Annotated in this window: 19 protein-coding genes and 1 riboswitch; of the genes, 15 read left to right on the top strand and 4 right to left on the bottom strand. The window is 60.5% G+C overall.

Annotated elements, in window-relative coordinates; translation table 11 throughout:
- Positions 1–8: 8 nt before the first annotated feature.
- From rpsU to I5P96_RS10435, 5 genes are all read left to right on the top strand, one after another.
- A complete protein-coding gene (gene rpsU, locus I5P96_RS10455) occupies positions 9–185 on the top strand; it encodes a 30S ribosomal protein S21 (protein ID WP_005928271.1) in 177 nt (58 codons plus the stop codon).
- Between the two features lie 268 nt (positions 186–453).
- Positions 454–957, top strand: coding sequence for a YqeG family HAD IIIA-type phosphatase (locus tag I5P96_RS10450; RefSeq protein ID WP_223381988.1), 504 nt, complete (start codon positions 454–456; stop codon positions 955–957).
- Positions 954–1829: a TIM barrel protein gene (locus I5P96_RS10445; RefSeq protein ID WP_223381987.1), complete on the top strand. Its 876-nt coding sequence runs from the start codon at positions 954–956 to the stop codon at positions 1827–1829. Before I5P96_RS10450 ends, I5P96_RS10445 begins: the two co-directional genes overlap by 4 nt.
- Positions 1830–2182: 353 nt before the next feature.
- Positions 2183–2740 carry an elongation factor P gene (gene efp, locus I5P96_RS10440; RefSeq protein ID WP_015563681.1) on the top strand — a complete coding sequence of 186 codons (558 nt, stop codon included), beginning with the start codon at positions 2183–2185 and terminating at the stop codon, positions 2738–2740.
- A gap of 203 nt (positions 2741–2943) precedes the next feature.
- On the top strand, positions 2944–3522 hold the full coding sequence (locus I5P96_RS10435) for a CD1247 N-terminal domain-containing protein (RefSeq protein WP_223381986.1): 579 nt from the start codon (positions 2944–2946) through the stop codon (positions 3520–3522).
- 64 nt (positions 3523–3586) lie between these two features.
- Here I5P96_RS10435 and I5P96_RS10430 read toward each other — a convergent pair whose 3' ends face one another.
- Positions 3587–3874 (bottom strand): hypothetical protein, encoded by a 288-nt coding sequence (locus I5P96_RS10430; RefSeq protein WP_097792716.1) that lies wholly within the window; start codon positions 3872–3874, stop codon positions 3587–3589.
- Between the two features lie 150 nt (positions 3875–4024).
- Positions 4025–4115, top strand: a riboswitch (ZMP/ZTP riboswitch).
- 49 nt (positions 4116–4164) lie between these two features.
- Here I5P96_RS10430 and I5P96_RS10425 point away from each other — a divergent pair.
- Both I5P96_RS10425 and I5P96_RS10420 read left to right on the top strand, forming a co-directional pair.
- Positions 4165–5826 (top strand): formate--tetrahydrofolate ligase, encoded by a 1662-nt coding sequence (locus I5P96_RS10425; protein WP_223381985.1) that lies wholly within the window; start codon positions 4165–4167, stop codon positions 5824–5826.
- A 117-nt stretch (positions 5827–5943) separates the two neighbouring features.
- Entirely contained in the window at positions 5944–6333 is a 390-nt protein-coding gene (locus I5P96_RS10420; RefSeq protein ID WP_207685551.1) for a PBECR2 nuclease fold domain-containing protein, read from the top strand.
- 237 nt (positions 6334–6570) lie between these two features.
- Here I5P96_RS10420 and I5P96_RS10415 read toward each other — a convergent pair whose 3' ends face one another.
- Complete coding sequence (locus I5P96_RS10415) at positions 6571–7485, bottom strand: GDSL-type esterase/lipase family protein (RefSeq protein WP_223381983.1); 915 nt, start codon at positions 7483–7485, stop codon at positions 6571–6573.
- Positions 7486–7676: 191 nt separating this feature from the next.
- On the opposite strand from I5P96_RS10415, the gene I5P96_RS10410 reads away from it, so the two are divergent.
- The 8 genes from I5P96_RS10410 to I5P96_RS10375 all read left to right on the top strand — a co-directional run bounded on the left by I5P96_RS10410 (position 7677) and on the right by I5P96_RS10375 (position 17334).
- Positions 7677–8828 (top strand): cysteine desulfurase family protein, encoded by a 1152-nt coding sequence (locus I5P96_RS10410; protein WP_223381981.1) that lies wholly within the window; start codon positions 7677–7679, stop codon positions 8826–8828.
- Between the two features lie 3 nt (positions 8829–8831).
- Positions 8832–10031, top strand: a complete 1200-nt coding sequence (gene thiI, locus I5P96_RS10405) for a tRNA uracil 4-sulfurtransferase ThiI (protein WP_223381979.1) — start codon at positions 8832–8834, stop codon at positions 10029–10031.
- Between the two features lie 6 nt (positions 10032–10037).
- Positions 10038–11357, top strand: coding sequence for a competence/damage-inducible protein A (locus I5P96_RS10400; protein ID WP_223381977.1), 1320 nt, complete (start codon positions 10038–10040; stop codon positions 11355–11357).
- Positions 11358–11376: 19 nt separating this feature from the next.
- Positions 11377–12282: a hypothetical protein gene (locus I5P96_RS10395; protein ID WP_223381975.1), complete on the top strand. Its 906-nt coding sequence runs from the start codon at positions 11377–11379 to the stop codon at positions 12280–12282.
- Positions 12283–12586: 304 nt separating this feature from the next.
- Positions 12587–15430 (top strand): preprotein translocase subunit SecA, encoded by a 2844-nt coding sequence (gene secA / locus I5P96_RS10390; RefSeq protein ID WP_223381973.1) that lies wholly within the window; start codon positions 12587–12589, stop codon positions 15428–15430.
- A gap of 77 nt (positions 15431–15507) precedes the next feature.
- Positions 15508–15762, top strand: a complete 255-nt coding sequence (locus tag I5P96_RS10385; RefSeq protein WP_097792708.1) for a type II toxin-antitoxin system HicA family toxin — start codon at positions 15508–15510, stop codon at positions 15760–15762.
- Entirely contained in the window at positions 15759–16097 is a 339-nt protein-coding gene (locus tag I5P96_RS10380) for a type II toxin-antitoxin system HicB family antitoxin (RefSeq protein WP_097792707.1), read from the top strand. Before I5P96_RS10385 ends, I5P96_RS10380 begins: the two co-directional genes overlap by 4 nt.
- 22 nt (positions 16098–16119) lie before the next feature.
- Entirely contained in the window at positions 16120–17334 is a 1215-nt protein-coding gene (locus tag I5P96_RS10375) for a M20 metallopeptidase family protein (protein WP_411703518.1), read from the top strand.
- A gap of 130 nt (positions 17335–17464) precedes the next feature.
- On the opposite strand, the gene I5P96_RS10370 is transcribed toward I5P96_RS10375, so the two are convergent.
- Positions 17465–18067 (bottom strand): Type 1 glutamine amidotransferase-like domain-containing protein, encoded by a 603-nt coding sequence (locus I5P96_RS10370; RefSeq protein ID WP_015563755.1) that lies wholly within the window; start codon positions 18065–18067, stop codon positions 17465–17467.
- Between the two features lie 215 nt (positions 18068–18282).
- Positions 18283–18810: a QueT transporter family protein gene (locus I5P96_RS10365; RefSeq protein WP_097792702.1), complete on the bottom strand. Its 528-nt coding sequence runs from the start codon at positions 18808–18810 to the stop codon at positions 18283–18285.
- Positions 18811–18815 lie beyond the last annotated feature (5 nt).

The following is an 18815-nucleotide window of genomic DNA, read 5'->3' as shown; positions in this document are numbered from 1 at the left end:
GGAATAAGATGTCGGAAATTCGTGTTAAAGAGGGCGAGTCGCTGGAAAGCGCACTGCGTCGCTTCAAGCGGAGCACTGCTCGCAGCGGTGTGCTCGCAGAGGTCCGTAAGCGCGAGGCTTACGAGAAGCCGTCTGTTAAGCGCAAGAAGAAGTCTGAAGCAGCCCGCAAGCGTAAGTTCAAGTAATTAACTGCTTGAAATCGCTGGTTGTTCAGATTTCAAACGTGTTGCTAACGCTGATGTAGGAGAGCCTGAGAGTTTCAGGCTCTCCTATTTTCATTTTGTGATTCCCTTCGTACGACCTCTCCGTCTCGCTGGCGAGACCAGAAACGTTGCAAGGACTGCCAAAGCCTCTCCTACCAGGAGCGGCAATGCGAAGCAATGACGGAGAGGCTGTACGAAGCAGGAGTTTATCTGAGAAAGAGCAGCAAATGGTTGAAATGAGGTCAAAGCTATGCTGATAACCCCCGAATATGTTTTTCAGGATGTGACCCACATCACGCCGGAATGGCTGGCGGAAAAGGGCATCCGGGCGCTGGTGCTGGATATCGACAACACCCTGACGGCTGACCGCAGCCAGGAACTGCCGGACGAGGTGGCCCAATGGCTGGCCGATCTGCGCGCGGCGGGCATCGGGCTGACCATCGTTTCCAACGGTGCCGAAAAGCGGGTGCGCCCCTTTGCCGAAAAGCTGGGGCTGGCGTATCTGTACCGCTCGGCAAAGCCGCTGCCCTTTGCGCTGATGGTGGCCCGCCGCCGGATGGGCGTCAAACGCCGTGAGATGGCCATGGTGGGCGACCAGCTCTATGCCGACCGGATGGCCGCAGCCCTCTACGGCATCCCTGGCCTGATGGTCATTCCGCGCGGGCCGGACCTCGGCGCACAGGTCATCCTGAAGCGCAAGTGGGAGAAAAAACACTGGCAGGCGTACTACGACCGGGGAGGGAAGACCCTGTGAGGGAGTGGAAGATCCGGTTCGGCACGGCGGGCACGAGCGACAGCTTTGCAGCGCAGGGCTACAAAACCAGCCTGGATATCCCGGCCTACACGGCCCGGATGGGGCTGAACGCCTTTGAGTACCAGTGCGGGCGCGGCGTCCGGCTGGGGCTGGACAAGGCCCGGCAGATGGCCGCCGATGCGGCGGCGCAGGACATCCTGTTCAGCGTCCACGCGCCGTATTATATCAGCATGTCCAGCCTGGAAGAGGACAAGCGGCTGAACAGCGTGAACTATCTGCTGCAAAGCGCGGCGGTCTGCAAGGCGCTGGGCGGGCAGCGGGTCATCTTCCACTCCGGCAGCTGCGGCAGGCAGAGCCGGGAGGCTGCCCTGGAAAAGGCGCTGGACACCCTGCGCCGAGCACAGGCCGCGCTGGACGAAGCAGGCTTTTCGGACATCACCCTCTGCCCGGAGACGATGGGCAAGATCGGCCAGCTGGGCACACTGGACGAAGTGCTGGCTCTGTGCCGTGTGGACAGGCGCATTACCCCCTGCATCGACTTTGGCCACCTCAATGCCCGGACGCTGGGCGGCATCGCTTCCAAGGCCGATTATGCCGCGATCCTCGACCGGATGGAAGAGACCCTCGGCGACGCGCGGGCCAGGCGGTTCCAGGTCCATTTCTCCCGCATCGAGTATACGGCGGGCGGCGAAAAGCGCCACTGGACCTTTGCCGAGACCCAGTTCGGCCCGGAGCCGCAGCCGCTGATGGAGCTGCTGGCGGAGCGCAGGCTCGAACCTGTCATCATCTGCGAAAGCGCCGGGACACAGGCGGAGGATGCGCGGACGATGGCGGAGATGTATGGAAGGGCGAACCCTCTCCGTCAGCGCTGACGCGCTGCCACCTCTCCCAAGGGGAGAGGCATTGGCAGGCCGGTGTTGGCCCTGCTGGCTGCCTGGGTCAATGCAATGGGAAACCTGCGGGCCTTGCAGCAACGGCAAGCTGCTGCTGGCAAGGAGAACAGGGCCCGGCAGCAGGAGAGCCGCAAGGCGACAATGCACGGACTTTCCCGGTCTGCCAAAGGCTCCCACACTGGGGGAGCTGTCACCGCAGGTGACTGAGAGGGTTTTTTTCTGTTTTCACCGTCTTTTTTGCTCAAACCCCTTGCCAAATCGTGCGGGATTGAGTAAAATAAATAGAGATATGCGTCAAGCATCAATGAGATTTTACTAATGGAGGAATTCCTATGATTTCTGCAGGCGAGTTTCGCAACGGCGTGACCTTTGAGCAGGACGGCCAGGTTCTTCAGGTCGTTGAGTTCCAGCACGTCAAGCCCGGCAAGGGCGCTGCCTTTGTCCGCACCAAGACCAAGAACGTCATCACCGGCTCTGTGGTCGAGACCAGCTACAACCCGACCGCAAAGTTCCCGCAGGCTTTCATCGAGCGCAAGGATGTCACCTACAGCTACGAGGATGGCGATCTGTACCACTTCATGGACAACGAGACCTATGACGATATCCCCGTCAACGCATCCGATGTCCCTGATAACTTCAAGTTCTGCAAGGAGAACGAGCTGTGCAAGCTGCTGAGCTACAAGGGCAAGGTCTTCAGCGTTGAGATCCCCAACTTCATCGAGCTGGAAGTGACCCAGACCGAGCCGGGTGTCAAGGGCAACACTGCCACCAACACCCTGAAGCCCGCTACCGTCGAGACCGGTGCTGAGATCCGCGTCCCCCTGTTCATCAACGAGGGCGACCACATCCGCATCGATACCCGCACCGGCGAGTATATGGAGCGCGTCTGATTTTATCGACAAGACCGGGCAGCGGGCGACCGTTTGCCCGGTTTTTTGTTCAGGAAAACGGCTTTGCCTTCTCAGGCCGCTTCGCGTCCGTTGCATGGACCGCCAAAACCTCCCACTTCGGGGGAGGTGGCATCGCACAGCGATGACGGAGAGGGTGAGCCCGTTGACCGGCTTAGAAATTTTATAGACTAGGAGGCATTCGTATGGAACTGAAGGAAAAGGCTGCATACCTGAAAGGCTTGGTGGAGGGCCTCGGCATCGACGAGACCACCAAGGAAGGCAAAGTCATCAAGGCCATGAGCGAGCTGCTGTGCGAGATGGCACAGGCCGTGGACGGCATTGACGAGGATGTGACCCAGGCTTACGATCAGATCAACGACCTGAGCGAGGAGCTGGAAGACCTCGAAGCCGATCTCTACGAAGACGACGATGCCGACGAGGAAGACGACGAGCCTGAAGCAGAGGACGACGCCGACGACAACGCCGATGTGGCCAGCGAGCCCTACTATGAAGTGGCCTGCCCGGCCTGCGGCGAGACCGTGTACGTCAGTGAGGACGACCTGGATGCAGGCGAGGCCATCTGCCCCAGCTGCAAGGTCGCCTTTGAGGTGGCTCTGGCCGACGACGAGGAGCCCGAAGGGGACGACGGCCCCGTGCAGTACGAGGTGACCTGCCCGGCCTGCGGTGCCACCGCAGTGTTTGAGGAAGCCGACCTGCTGGACGGCGAGCCCACCTGCCCCAACTGCGGCAAACCGCTGGACTTTGAAGTGACCGAAGAGTAAATCCGATGCAAAAAGGGCCTGTCTCCCACGGGAGACAGGCCCTTTTTTGACGGCCGCCGAACGATCAGCGGCTCTCGTTTGCTTTCTGGAGCCAGATGCTGCCGATGTCCAGCGCGTTGTACAGGCCGTTCTTGGTGGTCTGGCGGAATACGCGGGCTTCGGGAGCGAGGCTGTCGTTGGTGGAGAACACCTGGATGTGGACCTTATCGGCCACCTCCATCCCGCCCACGGGCTTGGTGCTCAAGATCTGCATACGCAGTACATAAGGGTCGGTCATACGGCCGTAATACAGCTCGTTGTCCTTGCGGACGAGGGGCTTGCCTTTATAAGTCAGTTTGGGTGTAAATGGCATCGTGAAAGCCTCCCTATCGTTTAGATTCACTTTAGTATATCACACATCCGGGGGTGGATGCAAGCCGGATGGGCACTTCGCCCGCACTTTTTTGGCGCGGGAAGTTTTTCCTTGACAAAGGGCGTTCGGGTGTGTTATCATTCGGTCAGAAGAGGTTTTTGCTGCTGACGGAACGTTGTGGAGCACCACAGTGCAGCAGAGACCGGGTTTGATGTCAATGCCGACCGTCTGGGCAGCCTTGCGCAATTGCTGCGCAAAGCTGCCCTTTTTGTTTTGAAGGAGGATGTTCCATGAAGTCTGATATCGAGATCGCACAGGAAGCCCGCATGAAGCCCATTGCCGAGATCGCTGCCTCGCTCGGCCTTGCCGACGAGGATGTGATCCCCTACGGCCGCTACAAGGCCAAGATCAACCACCGCCTCATCCACAAGGCTGGCAAGCAGGGCAAGTTGGTCCTGGTCACGGCCATCAGCCCCACCCCGGCGGGCGAGGGCAAGACCACCACCAGCGTGGGCCTGGCCGACGCCATGAACGCGCTGGGCAAAAAGACCATGCTCTGCCTGCGTGAGCCTTCGCTCGGCCCCGTGTTCGGCGTCAAGGGCGGCGCAGCCGGCGGCGGCTATGCACAGGTGGTCCCGATGGAGGACATCAACCTCCACTTCACCGGCGACCTCCACGCCATCGGCGCGGCCAACAACCTGCTGGCCGCCATGATCGACAACAGCATCCAGCAGGGCAACCCCCTGAACATCGACCCCCGCCGCATCACCTGGAAGCGCTGCATGGACATGAACGACCGCCAGCTCCGCTTCATCGTGGACGGCCTGGGCGGCAAGGTCAACGGCACCCCGCGTGAGGACGGCTTTGATATCACCGTCGCCAGCGAGGTCATGGCCATCTTCTGCCTGGCCACCAGCATCTCCGACCTGAAGGAGCGGCTGGCCAAGATCGTCTGCGCCTACACCTACGACGGCAAGCCCGTCACGGCGGGCGAGATTGGCGCCGCCGGTGCCATGACCGCCCTGCTGAAGGATGCGCTGGACCCGAACCTCGTTCAGACGCTGGAAAACAACCCCGCCATCATCCACGGCGGCCCCTTTGCCAACATCGCCCACGGCTGCAACAGCGTCATGGCCACCAAGCTCAGCCTCTCGCTGGCCGATTATGTCATCACCGAGGCCGGTTTCGGTGCCGACCTGGGCGCAGAAAAGTTCCTGGACATCAAGTGCCGCTATGCGGGCATCGCACCCAGCGCCTGTGTGCTGGTGGCGACCGTCCGCGCCCTCAAGAGCCACGGCGGCGTTGCCAAGGCTGACCTGAACCAGCCCAACCTCGAAGCCGTCAAGGCCGGTGCGGCCAACCTCGTCCGCCACATCGACAACCTGAAGAACGGTTTTGGCCTGCCGGTGGTGGTCGCCATCAATGCGTTCCCGACCGACACCCCCGAAGAGCAGGCGTATGTGGAGCAGGTTTGCGCTGAGCAGGGCGTGCCCTGCGTGCTGAGCGAGGTCTTCGCCAAGGGCGGCGAGGGCGGCAAGGCACTGGCCGAGAAGGTGCTGGAGATCCTGGAAGACCGCCCCATCCAGTATGTCTACCCGCTGGATATGCCCCTCAAGGACAAGGTGAAGGCCATCGCCAAGAAAATCTACCGTGCGGACGATGTGAACTTCAGCGCCGCCGCCAGCAAGACGCTGGCCGAGCTGACCGAGCTGGGCTATGGCAACCTGCCCGTCTGCATCGCCAAGACCCAGTACAGCTTCAGCGATAACGCCAAGCTCCTGGCTGCGCCCACCGGCTTCACGATGGAGGTGCGCGAGGTCCGCCTTGCTGCCGGTGCCGGATTCGTGGTGGTCATCTGCGGCAACATCATGACCATGCCCGGCCTGCCCAAGAAGCCCGCCGCCGTCAACATCGACGTCGATGCCGATGGCAAGATCACAGGGCTGTTCTGATCGAATAAAAATCACAGCAAACGGGGAACGGTTCGGATGCCGTTCCCCGTTTGTTGTGATCTGCTGTATACAAAACCGTCACTGCATGTTATACTGAAACCATCAAACAGGATTGGTGTGAAGCAGGACGTGGATTTCATCTGCAAAATTAGTCGGCAGTTATACAGTGTTGTAGACGAAGAGATTTTAACGGAAGATGTTGTCATTACAGAACAGCAGATCCTCCATATTGAAGAAGGGCATCCGGGCGATTATGACCGGCTGTTCCAGTATCTTCCGCAGGTCTTGCAGGAACCGGATTATATTCTGCGGGGAAATCGTCCGCACACGGCATTGGTGCTCAAGGAGATCCTGACACCGGAACTGACAGCGGAGATCATTTTGCGATTGAAGGTTTCCGGAGACCCGGAGGAATATAAGAATTCCATTATTACGATGTGGAACATCAGTCCGAAGCGCTTTCGACGACTTTTGCGTCAGAGCGAAATACTTTACAAAAAAGAGTAAATGTGGTATCCTATACATAGGATAAGAGTGGTATTTGAGGTGGTCAATTTCGTGGCAGCCACACGCCGATGGTAACGACAAGGGCAACTGCCCTGAGAGATGCAGGAGAACGCCACGCCTGCCAAATACCAATCGATGGGGAACGGTTCCGATGCCGTTCCCCGTTCCTGTTTTCAGACAAAATGAAAGCTGCTGTGTCATTGCTCTGAACAATGGCACAGCAGCTTTTTTCGTGGATCATGCCGCAGCGGAGGTCACGCCGGGGTTGATGGTGTGGGTGCGGAGGTAATCGACCCAGGCGGTGTAGCCTTCGGGCTTGACGTGGTAGCCGTCGCTCTGGGCGTATTCGGCCTTCAGGTCGCCGTTCTCGTCGGCCAGGGCCTCCCACAGGTTGAGGAAGACGCAGCCTTTTTCGAGCGCGATGGCGGAAAGCTCGTCGTTGATCTCGCACAAGCGCTCTTTGTAGAGGCCAGGGTGAGAGGCCCGGACTTCCGGCCGCACCGGCGTGATGGATTGGACGTAGATCTGCGTGTTGGGCAGGGCCTGTGCGATCATGTCCAGCATGAGGCGGTAGTAGGTGAGGAAGCTGGAATAATCGCCGTCCCGGTTGAGCACGTTGGTGCCGAGCAGGATGTAGAGCACCTTTGGCTGCTGGGCCGTCAGCACCTCCATCGGGATCTCCTTGACGCCGTCCCGGCGGGTGCAGGTGGTGCTGTTGACCACGGCGTTGGGGCCGATGCCTTTATAGGCGTAGAAGGAGGCTTCCGGCAGGCCGGTGCTGTAGATCTGCATCCCCTGCGTCAGGCTGTCGCCCAGAAAACAGGCGTTATTGAAATAGCTGCGGTCCACGGCCGGGCTTTCGGCCAGCGCGGCCAGACGGAAATCCATGGCGGTGGTGCCGTCGGCGCTGAGCTGTACCGCCAGCCGCCGGGCGGGCGTGTAGTGGACGGTGTTCCACTCGCTGCCTTGCAGCTCCTGCTGGAAGATGGTCGGCCCCTGCACGGCGGCGGGGGAGTGCTCCCGGTGGAGCCGTTTCCACAGTGTGCCCACGACGCTCACCAGCACCAGCAGGAAGAGCAGCCCTGCAACGGAGAAGGTCCGGAACCAGCGCTTGCGGAGGATCCGGCGGCGGTATTCCTGATAATCGGCCATAAAACACCCTGCTTTCTGTAGCTCATTTTCTTCATTATACAGCATGGCAGGCCCCGGCGCAAGCCATGCCGCAAATCCTTTGCGTTAGGACAGGGTTTGTGCTATAATTATTCTGGTTTATTATGAGAAAACGTCGGTTCAGGGCGGAACGCTCTGCCGACGGCAAGCAAAGAAAGCAGGAATCGAATCGTATGCTGCAAAATCCTAAATTGCATTATCTGGACAACGCCGCCACCACCATCGTGGCCCCGGACGTGGCGGATGTCATCGACAGGGCCATGCGGGAGCACTGGGCGAATCCGTCGTCCCTGTACGCCCCCGGTGCCCGGAGCGAAGAAGCCCTGAACGCGGCCCGCGCCGTGGTGGCCCGGAGCCTGGGCTGCAAATCGCGGGAGCTGTACTTCACCTCCTGCGGCAGCGAGGGCAACAACATGGCCCTGCTTGGCGCGGCGCTGACCCGGAAGTTTGGCAAGGGCATCGTGGTGTCCGGTTTTGAACACCCCAGTGTGCAAAAGCCGCTGGAACGTCTGGCCGCGATGGGCTATGACGTCACGGTCGTGGCCCCCCGCCCGGACGGTACGCTGGACATCGACGAGATGCTGTCGCATGTGGACAGGAATACCATCCTTGTGGCCTGCATGATGGTCAACAACGAAATCGGCACCCGGAACGAGGTCGAGCGTCTGGCCGCCGAGGTCAAGCGGAAGAACAGCCGCACCCTCGTCCATGTGGACGCGGTGCAGGCGTGGATGCGGGTCCCCATCAAGCTGGCCAACATCGACACGCTGGCGGTGAGCGGCCACAAGATCCACGCGCCCAAGGGCGTGGGGGCGCTCTACCTCAGCGACAGTCTGGCACAGGCGTTCCAGCCGCCCTACCTTGGCGGCGAGCAGGAGCGTGAGAAGCGCCCCGGCACCGAGAACCTGCCCTACGCGGTGGGGCTGGCCGCTGCGGTCAGCCGCCTTTCGAAGAACATGAAGAGCCGGGACGCCGCCGTCCGCGCCTTGAACCAGCAGCTGCGCGAGGGGCTGAAAGCCTTCCCCGAAGTGGAGATCAACAGCCCGGACAGCGCCGTGCCGGAGGTACTGAACTTCAGCGAGAACTGCATCAAGAGCGAGACGATGCTGGCGTTTCTGGCGGAGGAGCAGATCTATGTCTCGTCGGCCAGTGCCTGCGGGCGGGGCCAGCCCAGCCATACGCTGGCGGCCATGGGCTGCAGCCCGCTGGCCATCGACACGGCCATCCGAGTGTCCTTCTGTGCAGACAACACCCCCGAAGATGTGGATGCCTTCCTGAACCGCTTTGAGGATGGCATGAAGCATTTGCAGAGAATAAGGAGATAATATATGAGAGAGATCATTATGGGCTATCAGGGCGAGATGTCCCTGAAGGGCCTCAACCGCAACCAGTTCGAGTCGGCCATGATGAAGATCCTGCGGTACCGGCTCAAGACCGTGGGCAGATTCAAGGTCTACTGCACCCAGTCTACCTTTTATATGGAGCCGGAGGAAGAGGACATCGACATGGACCTCGCCTTCGACCGGGTGCGCACCGTCTTTGGTCTGGCCGCACTGAGCCGCGCGGTGGTCTGCGAGAAGGACTTTGACACCATCTGCCAGACCGCTGAGGACTATCTCGGCGGCAGCCTGCACGGCATCAGGACCTTCAAGGTAGAGGCCCGCCGCTCGGATAAGACCTACCCCATGACCAGCCCCGAACTGATGCGGGAGTTGGGCGCGTATCTGCTGGGCAAACACAACTACCTCAAGGTGGATGTCCGCAACCCGCAGTTCAAGGTCATCGTGGAGATCCGCGATTATGGTGCCTACATCCACGGCCCGAAGATCCCCGGCGAGGGCGGTCTGCCCGTGGGGACTTCCGGCCGCGCCCTGAACATGCTCTCCGGCGGCATCGACAGCCCGGTGGCTGCGTACCGGATGGCAAAGCGCGGTCTGGCGCTGGACCACATCCATTTTGCGTCCCCTCCGTATACTTCGGAGCGTGCAAAACTCAAAGTTAAGGCACTGGCCCAGAAGATCACGCCCTACACCGGCAGCACCAACCTCTTCGTGGTGCCCTACACCCGGCCGCAGGAGTACATCCGGGACAACGCCCCCGATGTGCTGTTCACGGTGCTGATGCGCCGCAGCATGATGCGCATCGCCAACAGCATCGCCCAAAAGCAGGGCAGCGAGGCCCTCATCACCGGCGAGAGCCTGGCGCAGGTGGCCAGCCAGACCGTCAAGGCGCTGCAATGCACCGATGCGGCCCAGGACCTGCCCATCCTCCGCCCCCTCATCGGCATGGACAAGACCGAGATCATCGAGACCTCCCGCCACATCGGCACGTTTGAAACTAGCATCCTGCCCTATGAGGACTGCTGCACCATCTTCACTCCGCCGCACCCGAAGATCCGTCCGGAGCTGGACGAGATCCTGACCGCCGAAGCCGCTATGCCGGGTCTGGCTGCACTGGAAGCCGAAGCGGCAGAGAACACCGAGCGCATCCGCATCCGGATCACCGACGAGATCGAGTTTGAGGGGTGATGCTGCATGACCGCAGAGATCATCAGTGTGGGCACCGAGCTGCTGCTCGGCAACATCCTGAATACCAACGCCCAGTATCTGAGCCGGGAACTGGCCGACCTGGGCATCACCGTGCAGCGGGAGAGTACCATCGGCGACAACCAGGGCCGTCTGGCGGACTTCGTCAACGAGGCCAAGGCCCGGTGTGACCTGCTGGTCTTCACCGGAGGCTTAGGCCCCACAGCAGACGACCTGACCAAAGAGACGGTGGCGGCCTGCTACGGCGATACGCTGGCCTTTGACGAAGAAGAGTGGGCGAAGATCACTCGCTACTTTGCCCGCTCCGGCCGCGAGACGACTCCCAACAACCGCAAGCAGGCCATGGTGCCCGTGCACGGGCGGAAGATCGTCAACCACCACGGCACCGCCCCCGGCGCCTGGTTCGAGCAGGACGGCCGCTGCGCCGTTCTGATGCCGGGCGTCCCCAGTGAGATGAAGGCGATGTGGACGGAGAGCATCCGCCCGCTGCTGCTGGAACGCCAGAACTGCACCCTGCACTCCATCACCCTGCGGGTGCTGGGCGGCGAGAGCAATCTGGAATATCAGGTGCGGGACCTGCTGGATCATGCCAACCCCACCGCCGCCATCTACTGCAAGACCGGCGAATGCGAGATCCGCATCACGGCCCGTGCCGCCTCCGACGAGGACGGCGAAAAAATGTGCCGCGCATACGCCAGGAAGTTCTACGATCTGCTGGGCGATGCGGTGTATGATGAGGATGTGGCCGGGCTGGAAGAAACGGTGGTGCGCACCCTGAAGGAAAAGGGGCTCACCGTCTCCACCGCCGAGAGCTGCACCGGCGGCATGATCGCAGAGCGCGTCACCGCAGTGTCAGGCTCCAGCGAGGTGTTCGGCTACGGCTTTGTGACCTATTGGGAGCAGGCGAAGGCGAAGCTCGTCGGCGTGGACCCGGACGTCATCGCACGATACAATGTGGTGTCGGCCCCGGTGGCCGCGCAGATGGCGCTGGGCGCGGCGAAGGCGTCCGGCTCGGACATCGCCGTCAGCGTGACCGGCGTAGCAGGCCCCACCGGCGGCGATGCCGTCCGCCCGGTGGGCACCGTCTATCTGGGTGCGGCCCGCGGCGGGACCGTGTATGTGAAGAAGCTCTTCGTCTCCCGCCCGGACCGTGCGCTGGTCCGCGCCCGCGCTGCGCAGGCTGCACTGGAACTGGTGCTGCGTCTGGCGCAGGGCAGGACCCCCGCAGGCACAAAGCCCCTGACCGCAGCCCAGCAGCACGACACGGCCGTGCTCGATGCGCTGGACGCGGCATTCTTGAGCGAATAACACGCAGGGGTGAGTAGCATTGACAGAGGAGAAGAAGGCCGAATGTGTGCTGCGGCTGTTCGGAGTGCCGGACGACGCCGTGAAAGAGGCTGCGGGCGGGTTTTCGCCCCAGTGGAAGGCGGAGGCCCGCTGGAAGAGCCGGGGCGCGGAGACTCTGGTGGCACTTTCGGCCCAGAACCCGGCGGGCCTGAAAAAGGCCGCGCAGGCGCTGCGGGAGAAGTTTTCCGCCGACCTGTACGGGGCCGGGGAGACCACGCTGGCCGAGGCCGCCGTGCAGGAACTGGAACGGCATGACCGACTCCTCATCTGTTCGGATGCTGCCGCCGGGACCCTTCTGGAGGCCCGACTGGAGACCATCGCCGGGGCGGAACGGGTCTTTGACTTTGGGGCGCTGAGCTATGCCCACCCCAAGACCGGTGCAAAGATCGAGCAGCAGGCGGCAGCGCATCTGCCCGCCGACACCACCGACCCGGTGCGCCGTGCGCTGGCAAAAGCGCAGGCGGCCCGCCGGGTGGTGGGCTGTGACCTTGCCGCCGGGTGCGCCGAGCGGGAAGGGGACTGCGTGCTGGTGCTCAGCTGCAAAAAAGGCTGCTGGCTGCGCACGGTCCCGCTGGCGGACAGGCCTGCCCTCTGGCTGCTGGACATGATCCGCCGCGCAGCCTGCGACCTGCCGCAGGCCGCAGGCACCGGCTTTCTGCCTGCCCGCAAGGCCGCCCGAACGGCCCAGCCGGAAGCGGCCCCGCCTGCCCGCAGGCCCCGCCGCGCCCGGCGGGTGCTGGTGGTTTTGCTGGTGCTGGCCGTGCTGGCCGCGCTCTGCACCGTCGGGGCATGGGTGTACACAGGCGGCAACTTCTACGCGCTGCCCCAGCGCCTGCGCTCCCTCTGGGCCAACGGCCTGCCGCATTCGGGGGCTGTGCTGTTGTAATAAAAGGCTGCTGGATACTCCTTCAGTCACGGCTTCGCCGTGCCAGCTCCCTCCAAGAGGGAGCCTTGACGTGCCGGAACGCTGTGAAAGCCTCCCTCGTTGAGGGAGGTGGCATCGCGCCAGCGATGACGAAGGGAGTTTTCAGCGGCCTTTTTGTTGATTTTACAGAAAATTCATTGGAAAATGGCCCAAAACGGAGCCTGTGGGTTTGACGGGTTTTCTGCTTTGGTGTATCATATAACTGTATGATGAACTCCCCCTGCCGGGCGGTCTCCGCCCAGATTTCAATAGATGAGGTGTAAGAATGTCCCTAGCTGAAAAGATCTTCGGTACCTTCTCGGACCGGGAGCTGAAAAAGATCAACCCGATCACCAAAAAGGTGCTGGCCCTGGAACCCAAATACCAGACACTGTCCGATGCCGACCTGCAGGCCCAGACCCCCGCACTGAAGGCGCGTCTGGCCGGCGGCGAGACGCTGGACGATATCCTGCCCGATGCCTTTGCCGTCTGCCGCGAGGCTGCCTGGCGTGTGCTGGGCATGAAGCACTTCCCGGTGCAGGTCACCGGCGGCATCGCCCTGCATCGCGGTGCCATCGCTGAGATGCAGACCGGTGAAGGCAAGACCCTTGTGGCCACTCTGCCCGCCTACCTGAACGCCCTGACCGGCGAAGGCGTCCACATTGTCACCGTCAACGACTATCTGGCCAAGCGCGACAGCGAGTGGATGGGCAAGCTCTACCGCTGGCTGGGCCTGTCCGTCGGCCTCATCGTGCAGGGCATCGACGGCGACAGCCGCCGCCGTGCCTACAATGCCGATATCACCTACGGCACCAACAACGAGTTCGGCTTCGACTACCTGCGCGACAACATGGTGACCTATAAGGACAACATGGTCCAGCGCGGCCACACCTACGCCATCGTCGATGAGGTGGACTCCATCCTCATCGACGAAGCCCGCACCCCGCTCATCATCTCCGGCCGCGGCGAGGATTCGTCCAGCCTGTACACGCAGGTGGACCGCTTCGTCCGCACCCTGCGCAAGAGCGTGGTGGTCGAGCTGGAAGACAAGGTGGAGACCGACGAGCAGACCGACGGCGATTACGTTGTGGACGAAAAGCACAAGACCTGCACCCTGACCGCCAAAGGCATCAAAAAGGCCGAGGAATACTTCAAGATCGAGAACCTGGCCGCTGCCGAGAACATGACGCTGGCCCACCACATCGACCAGGCCATCAAGGCCTACGGTGTCATGAAAAAGGACATCGACTATGTGGTCAAGAACGGCGAGGTCATCATCGTCGATGAGTTCACGGGCCGCCTGATGATCGGCCGCCGCTACAACGAGGGCCTGCATCAGGCCATCGAGGCCAAGGAGGGCGTGAAGATCGCAGCCGAGAGCAAGACGCTGGCGACCATCACCTTCCAGAACTATTTCCGCATGTACAAGAAGCTGGCCGGTATGACCGGTACGGCCAAGACCGAGGCCACCGAGTTCACTGAGATCTACGGCCTGAACATCGTCACCGTGCCCACCAACCGCCCCAACATCCGCAAGGACTATCCCGATGCGGTCTACAAGACCGTCAACGGCAAATACCGCGCCGTCATCGAGCAGGTGATGGAGTGCCACAAAAACGGCCAGCCCGTTCTGGTGGGCACCGTCAGTGTGGAAAAGAGCGAGACGCTGGCGAAGATGCTGCAAAAACACACCCGCGATTTCAACGTGCTGAACGCGAAGAACCACGAGCGCGAGGCCGAGATCGTGGCGCAGGCCGGTAAAAAGGGTGCCATCACCATCGCCACCAACATGGCAGGCCGCGGCACCGATATCATGCTGGGCGGCAACGCAGAGTTCATGGCCAAGGCCCAGATGCGCAAGGAGCACTTCTGCGAGAACCTGCTCAACCCCGAAAAGCCAGAAGATGCCGACCCGAACGCCGTGGAACTGCTGCTGACCGAGGCCGACGGCCACGGAGACACCACCGATGAGAACATCCTCGCGGCCCGCAGACGGTTCGAGGAGCTGTACGCCCAGTACAAGCCCGCCATCGAAGCCGAAGCGGACGAGGTGCGCAAGGCGGGCGGCCTGTTCATCATCGGCACCGAGCGCCACGAGAGCCGCCGCATCGACAACCAGCTGCGCGGCCGTGCCGGCCGTCAGGGCGACCCCGGCGCATCCCGCTTCTACCTGAGCCTGGAAGATGACCTGATGCGTCTGTTCGGCGGCGACCGCGTTTCCAGTCTGATGGATACCCTCAAGCTGGACGAGAACACCCCCATCGAGAACCGCATGATCACCAGCACCCTCGAAAGCGCCCAGAAGAAGCTGGAAGGCCGGAACTTTGAGATCCGCAAGAACGTGCTGAAGTACGACGATGTCATGAACCAGCAGCGCGAGATCATCTACGGCCAGCGCCGCAAGGTGCTCGACGGTGAGGACATCAGCACCGAGATGCACAACATGCTGCGGGAGAACATTGACTCCAGCTGCAAGCAGTTCCTGGCCGGTGACGTCAAGGACGAGTGGGACTTTGGTGCGCTCCGCCGCCACTATCAGGGCTGGCTGACGACCGACGCCGACTTCCACTATACTGTGGCAGATTACGACAGCCTCTCGGTCCAGGGCATCGCCGATCTGCTGTACGACCGCGGGATGGACATCCTGAACGACAAGGAACAGCGCTACGGCCCGCAGCTGATGCGGGAGCTGGAACGCATCTGCCTGCTCAAGTGTGTAGACCGCCAGTGGATGGACCATATTGACAACATGGACCAGCTGCGTCAGGGCATCGCGCTGCGCGGCTACGGCCAGAAAGACCCCGTCGTTGAGTACCGCATCGAGGGCTTTGACATGTTCGACCAGATGGTCGATTCCATCCGCGAGTCCAGCATCAAGATGCTGCTGACCATCGAGGTGCGCGGTGCGGGCACTGCGGCCCCCAAGCGGGAGCAGGTGGCCAAGCCCACCGGCGAAGGCTTTGTGCCCGGCAACGGCGCACCCGGTGCCAAGGGTGCCCCCAAGGGCCAGCCCGTCCGCGTCATCAAGATCGGCCGCAACGACCCCTGCCCCTGCGGCAGCGGCCTTAAATGGAAGAAGTGCACCTGCGCCCAGTACCACCCCAATGGTTCCGACGGCGGGGAGCAGTGATCTGTAGAAGAATGCAACTGCTTTTAGTTGCATTTCTCTCCGATCGTGGTATACTATAAGCAGGGAGTGAATGTACAATGGGTCAGAAGGAAAAGCTGATCGAACGCCTGAAATCGAAACCGAAGACATTCACATTTGATGATGCGGAAAGCCTGCTGCGGTATTTCGCCTATGAGCGCTCCAACAAAGGCCGGACCAGCGGGTCCCGGATCATGTTCGTATCTGAGGAACATCCGCCCATCATGATGCACCGACCCCACCCCAGAAAAGAGCTGCTGGAATATCAGGTGAAGCAGCTCATCCAGATTTTGGAACAGGAGGGACTTCTATGAATAACACGATGGAATACAAAGGCTATGTGGGAAGCGTGGAATTCTCGGAAGAAGACGGCCTCTTTTACGGAAAAGTCATGGGCATCCGTGCGCTGCTCTCCTATGAGGGGACCACAGCGGCGGAGCTGGTCTGCGATTTCCACAATGCCGTCGATGATTACCTGACTCTGTGCGAAGAGACCCACAAGGAACCGGAGCGGGCGTATAAGGGCAGCTTCAATGTCCGCATCTCGCCGGAGCTGCACAAGCAGGCCGTGATCTTTGCTGCGGCACACAATATGAGCCTGAACAGCTTTGTGGAAAATTCCATTCAACAGGCTGTGCACACAAGATAAAAAAGGGAGCTGATTTGAAATGATGGACCCGAAGGAACTGATGGCAGAAGCCGCCGTGCTGGAACCCCAGCTGCAAAACTGGCGGCGCACCCTGCACCGGCACCCGGAGGTAGGCTTCGACCTGCCCCAGACCAGAGCGCTGGTCAAGCAGGCACTCACCGAGATGGGGTACACCCCGCAGGACTGCGGCAAGGCGGGCATCCTTGTGCTGGCGGGCGGCAAAAAGCCGGGCAAGACCATTCTGCTGCGCGGCGACATGGACGCTCTGCCCATTCAGGAGGAGTCCGGTGTGGACTTTGCCTCTGAGGTGCCCGGCCGGATGCACGGCTGCGGCCACGACATGCACACGGCCATGATGCTGGGTGCGGCCAAGCTGCTCAAAGCCCACGAAGAGGAGCTGGAAGGCACCGTCAAGCTGGAGTTCCAGCCGGCGGAGGAGATCTTTCAGGGCTCCCCGGATATGATCGCCAACGGCCTGCTGGAAAACCCGAAGGTGGATGCGGCGGTCATGTTCCATGTGTTGGCTGGTATGCCTCTGCCCTCCGGCATGGTGCTGGTGCCGGGCGGCGGCATCACGATGGCCAGCTGCGAGCAGTACCACATCACCGTCCATGGCAAGGGCGGCCACGGCTCCATGCCCGAAGCCTGCATCGACCCCGTCACGGCGGCGGCGCACATCCACATCGCGCTGCAGGAAATCAACAGCCGGGAGATGGACCCGCACAGCTTCGGCGTCTTTACGACCGGCCGCTTCCAGGCAGGTGCCGCCTCCAACGTCATCCCCGACACGGCGGAGATGTGGGGCACCATCCGCACCATCGACTCCGAAAACAAGGTCGGTGAGCTGATCCACAAGCGGATGACAGAGATCGCACAGGGCGTGGCGGCGGCCTACCGCTGCACCGCCGAGGTCGGCTTCAGCGACTACTGCCCCTGCATGGTGGTGGACCACGCCCTCGCCGGGAATGCAATGACCTATATGACCGAGCTTGTGGGCCAGGGCGCAATGGATATGTCCAAGCTCACGGGCGGCAAGCCGGGCGGCGGCAGCGAGGACTTCGCCTTCGTCAGCCACGAGGTGCCCACCGTCAGCATGTTCCTGTCGGCGGGCAACGCCAAGGAGGGCTACGCCTACGGCCAGCATCACCCGAAGGTCAAGTTCGATGACAGCATCCTCTATGAGGGCAGCGCGGCCTACAGCTGGTTCGCTCTGCGCTGGCTGAGCGAGCACAAGTAACTCATTATCTCACAAAAAAACGAAAACCAGAGTTGCAAGGCAGACCTGCCAAACAACTCTGGTTTTCTTATTGGAGCATGTTGCGCTAAATTCTTTTTGTGAGCGAGTGCGGCAAACTGGAATTTTCAAATTAGTCTTTGCAAATAACCTTTGAACCTTCACCATCAATTACAATTCCCTGACGGTTGTTAATTGGGCATAGATTCAAATCCGAAAACTCAGTCATTATTTTCTCGGTAACTTTCTTAAATGGTGCTGTAAGATAATGCGGAAGAACATAGAAATCAATCAAATCAAGCCCTGCATCATCTTCTTGTGAGTAGTCCTCCGGCTTTTCATCCATTTGCTCGATATATTGGATGCTTGGAGCGCATATAATCGCACCTGCCGATTCACCAATCATCAGTTTTCCCTTTGCCAATTCTTTCTTCAACAGCTCATCCGTTCCCGTTTTACGGAGCTGGTCTATAAGGAAAAAAGAATTTCCGCCGGTAAAATATATCACATCCGCATCTTCAAAAACAGACTGTATCGTTGAATAAGCCTCCGTTGAAATATCAATTTCAGTTACGATTGCTCCCAACTTTTTGAATAATTTTCGAGCCGAGCCGACATAACCGGTGTAGCCTTCACGCAGCGAAGCTGTTGGAATAAATGCGACTTTTTTATTTTCAATTTCTTCCTTTATCAGACTTCCTACACTTGAAAAGTGCGAACATAAAAACAGTTTCATCAATATTCTCCTTTTATATATAAATTCCGATTTGTTGAACTGAGTATAGCATACTTTCAATTAAAAAAACACCCCCAATACAAAAAGAACCCCATGCCAACACCATCCGGTGGAGACATGAGGTTCTTTTTGGTAAAGGCCGAGCAACAAAACGAAGCCTTTTTCGAAGCAATGCCGGGCCTGCTGCTCGATCAGCAGGCGGATGCTTTTTTCGCTTATTCGGAGACGAAGACCTTGCGCAGGGCGGCGTTGGTCTCGATGATCTTGACCAGCAGGACGCCCAGCACGGTGCAGCTGATGAGCTCGCCGATGCCGACGGAGATGCCGTTGGTGATGCAGGCCAGCCACAGCGGGGCCGAAGAAGACGGGTCGGGGAAGAGGACGGCAATCTCAATGCCAATGATGACGGCGTTGAAGAGCACCGGCGGCAGCGAAGCTGCCAGAGCCAGACCCTTGAAGCGGAGATCCCGCAGCTTGTAGGTAACAAGGCAGGCCAGCAGGGTGGCCAATGTGCCGAAGATGACGTCCACGATGGTGGAACCCAGCAGGTTGGCCAGGAAGCAGCCCAGCACGACACCGGCGATGTACTCCGGGCCGAACACGGGCAGCAGGCAGAGAGCCTCGGCCACGCGCACCTGCACTGCGCCGTAGGAGAACGGCTGCAATGCCATGCAGAGCACCACGTAAATGGCTGCGACCACAGCGCAGCGGGCCAGCTTGCGGACAGACGAATTCTGATTCATAATAC

This window comes from Faecalibacterium prausnitzii, from assembly GCF_019967995.1.
Taxonomy (GTDB): Bacteria; Bacillota; Clostridia; order Oscillospirales; family Ruminococcaceae; genus Faecalibacterium; species Faecalibacterium prausnitzii_E.
This window is presented reverse-complemented; position numbering and strand designations above follow the sequence as displayed.

Coding starts and splice junctions, on each gene's coding strand:
- rpsU (WP_005928271.1), top strand. CDS start 9: ATGTCGGAAATTCGTGTTAAAGAGGGCGAGTCGCTGGAAAGCGCACTG.
- I5P96_RS10450 (WP_223381988.1), top strand. CDS start 454: ATGCTGATAACCCCCGAATATGTTTTTCAGGATGTGACCCACATCACG.
- efp (WP_015563681.1), top strand. CDS start 2,183: ATGATTTCTGCAGGCGAGTTTCGCAACGGCGTGACCTTTGAGCAGGAC.
- I5P96_RS10435 (WP_223381986.1), top strand. CDS start 2,944: ATGGAACTGAAGGAAAAGGCTGCATACCTGAAAGGCTTGGTGGAGGGC.
- I5P96_RS10430 (WP_097792716.1), bottom strand. CDS start 3,874: ATGCCATTTACACCCAAACTGACTTATAAAGGCAAGCCCCTCGTCCGC.
- I5P96_RS10425 (WP_223381985.1), top strand. CDS start 4,165: ATGAAGTCTGATATCGAGATCGCACAGGAAGCCCGCATGAAGCCCATT.
- I5P96_RS10415 (WP_223381983.1), bottom strand. CDS start 7,485: ATGGCCGATTATCAGGAATACCGCCGCCGGATCCTCCGCAAGCGCTGG.
- I5P96_RS10410 (WP_223381981.1), top strand. CDS start 7,677: ATGCTGCAAAATCCTAAATTGCATTATCTGGACAACGCCGCCACCACC.
- thiI (WP_223381979.1), top strand. CDS start 8,832: ATGAGAGAGATCATTATGGGCTATCAGGGCGAGATGTCCCTGAAGGGC.
- I5P96_RS10400 (WP_223381977.1), top strand. CDS start 10,038: ATGACCGCAGAGATCATCAGTGTGGGCACCGAGCTGCTGCTCGGCAAC.
- secA (WP_223381973.1), top strand. CDS start 12,587: ATGTCCCTAGCTGAAAAGATCTTCGGTACCTTCTCGGACCGGGAGCTG.
- I5P96_RS10385 (WP_097792708.1), top strand. CDS start 15,508: ATGGGTCAGAAGGAAAAGCTGATCGAACGCCTGAAATCGAAACCGAAG.
- I5P96_RS10380 (WP_097792707.1), top strand. CDS start 15,759: ATGAATAACACGATGGAATACAAAGGCTATGTGGGAAGCGTGGAATTC.
- I5P96_RS10375 (WP_411703518.1), top strand. CDS start 16,120: ATGGACCCGAAGGAACTGATGGCAGAAGCCGCCGTGCTGGAACCCCAG.
- I5P96_RS10370 (WP_015563755.1), bottom strand. CDS start 18,067: ATGAAACTGTTTTTATGTTCGCACTTTTCAAGTGTAGGAAGTCTGATA.
- I5P96_RS10365 (WP_097792702.1), bottom strand. CDS start 18,810: ATGAATCAGAATTCGTCTGTCCGCAAGCTGGCCCGCTGCGCTGTGGTC.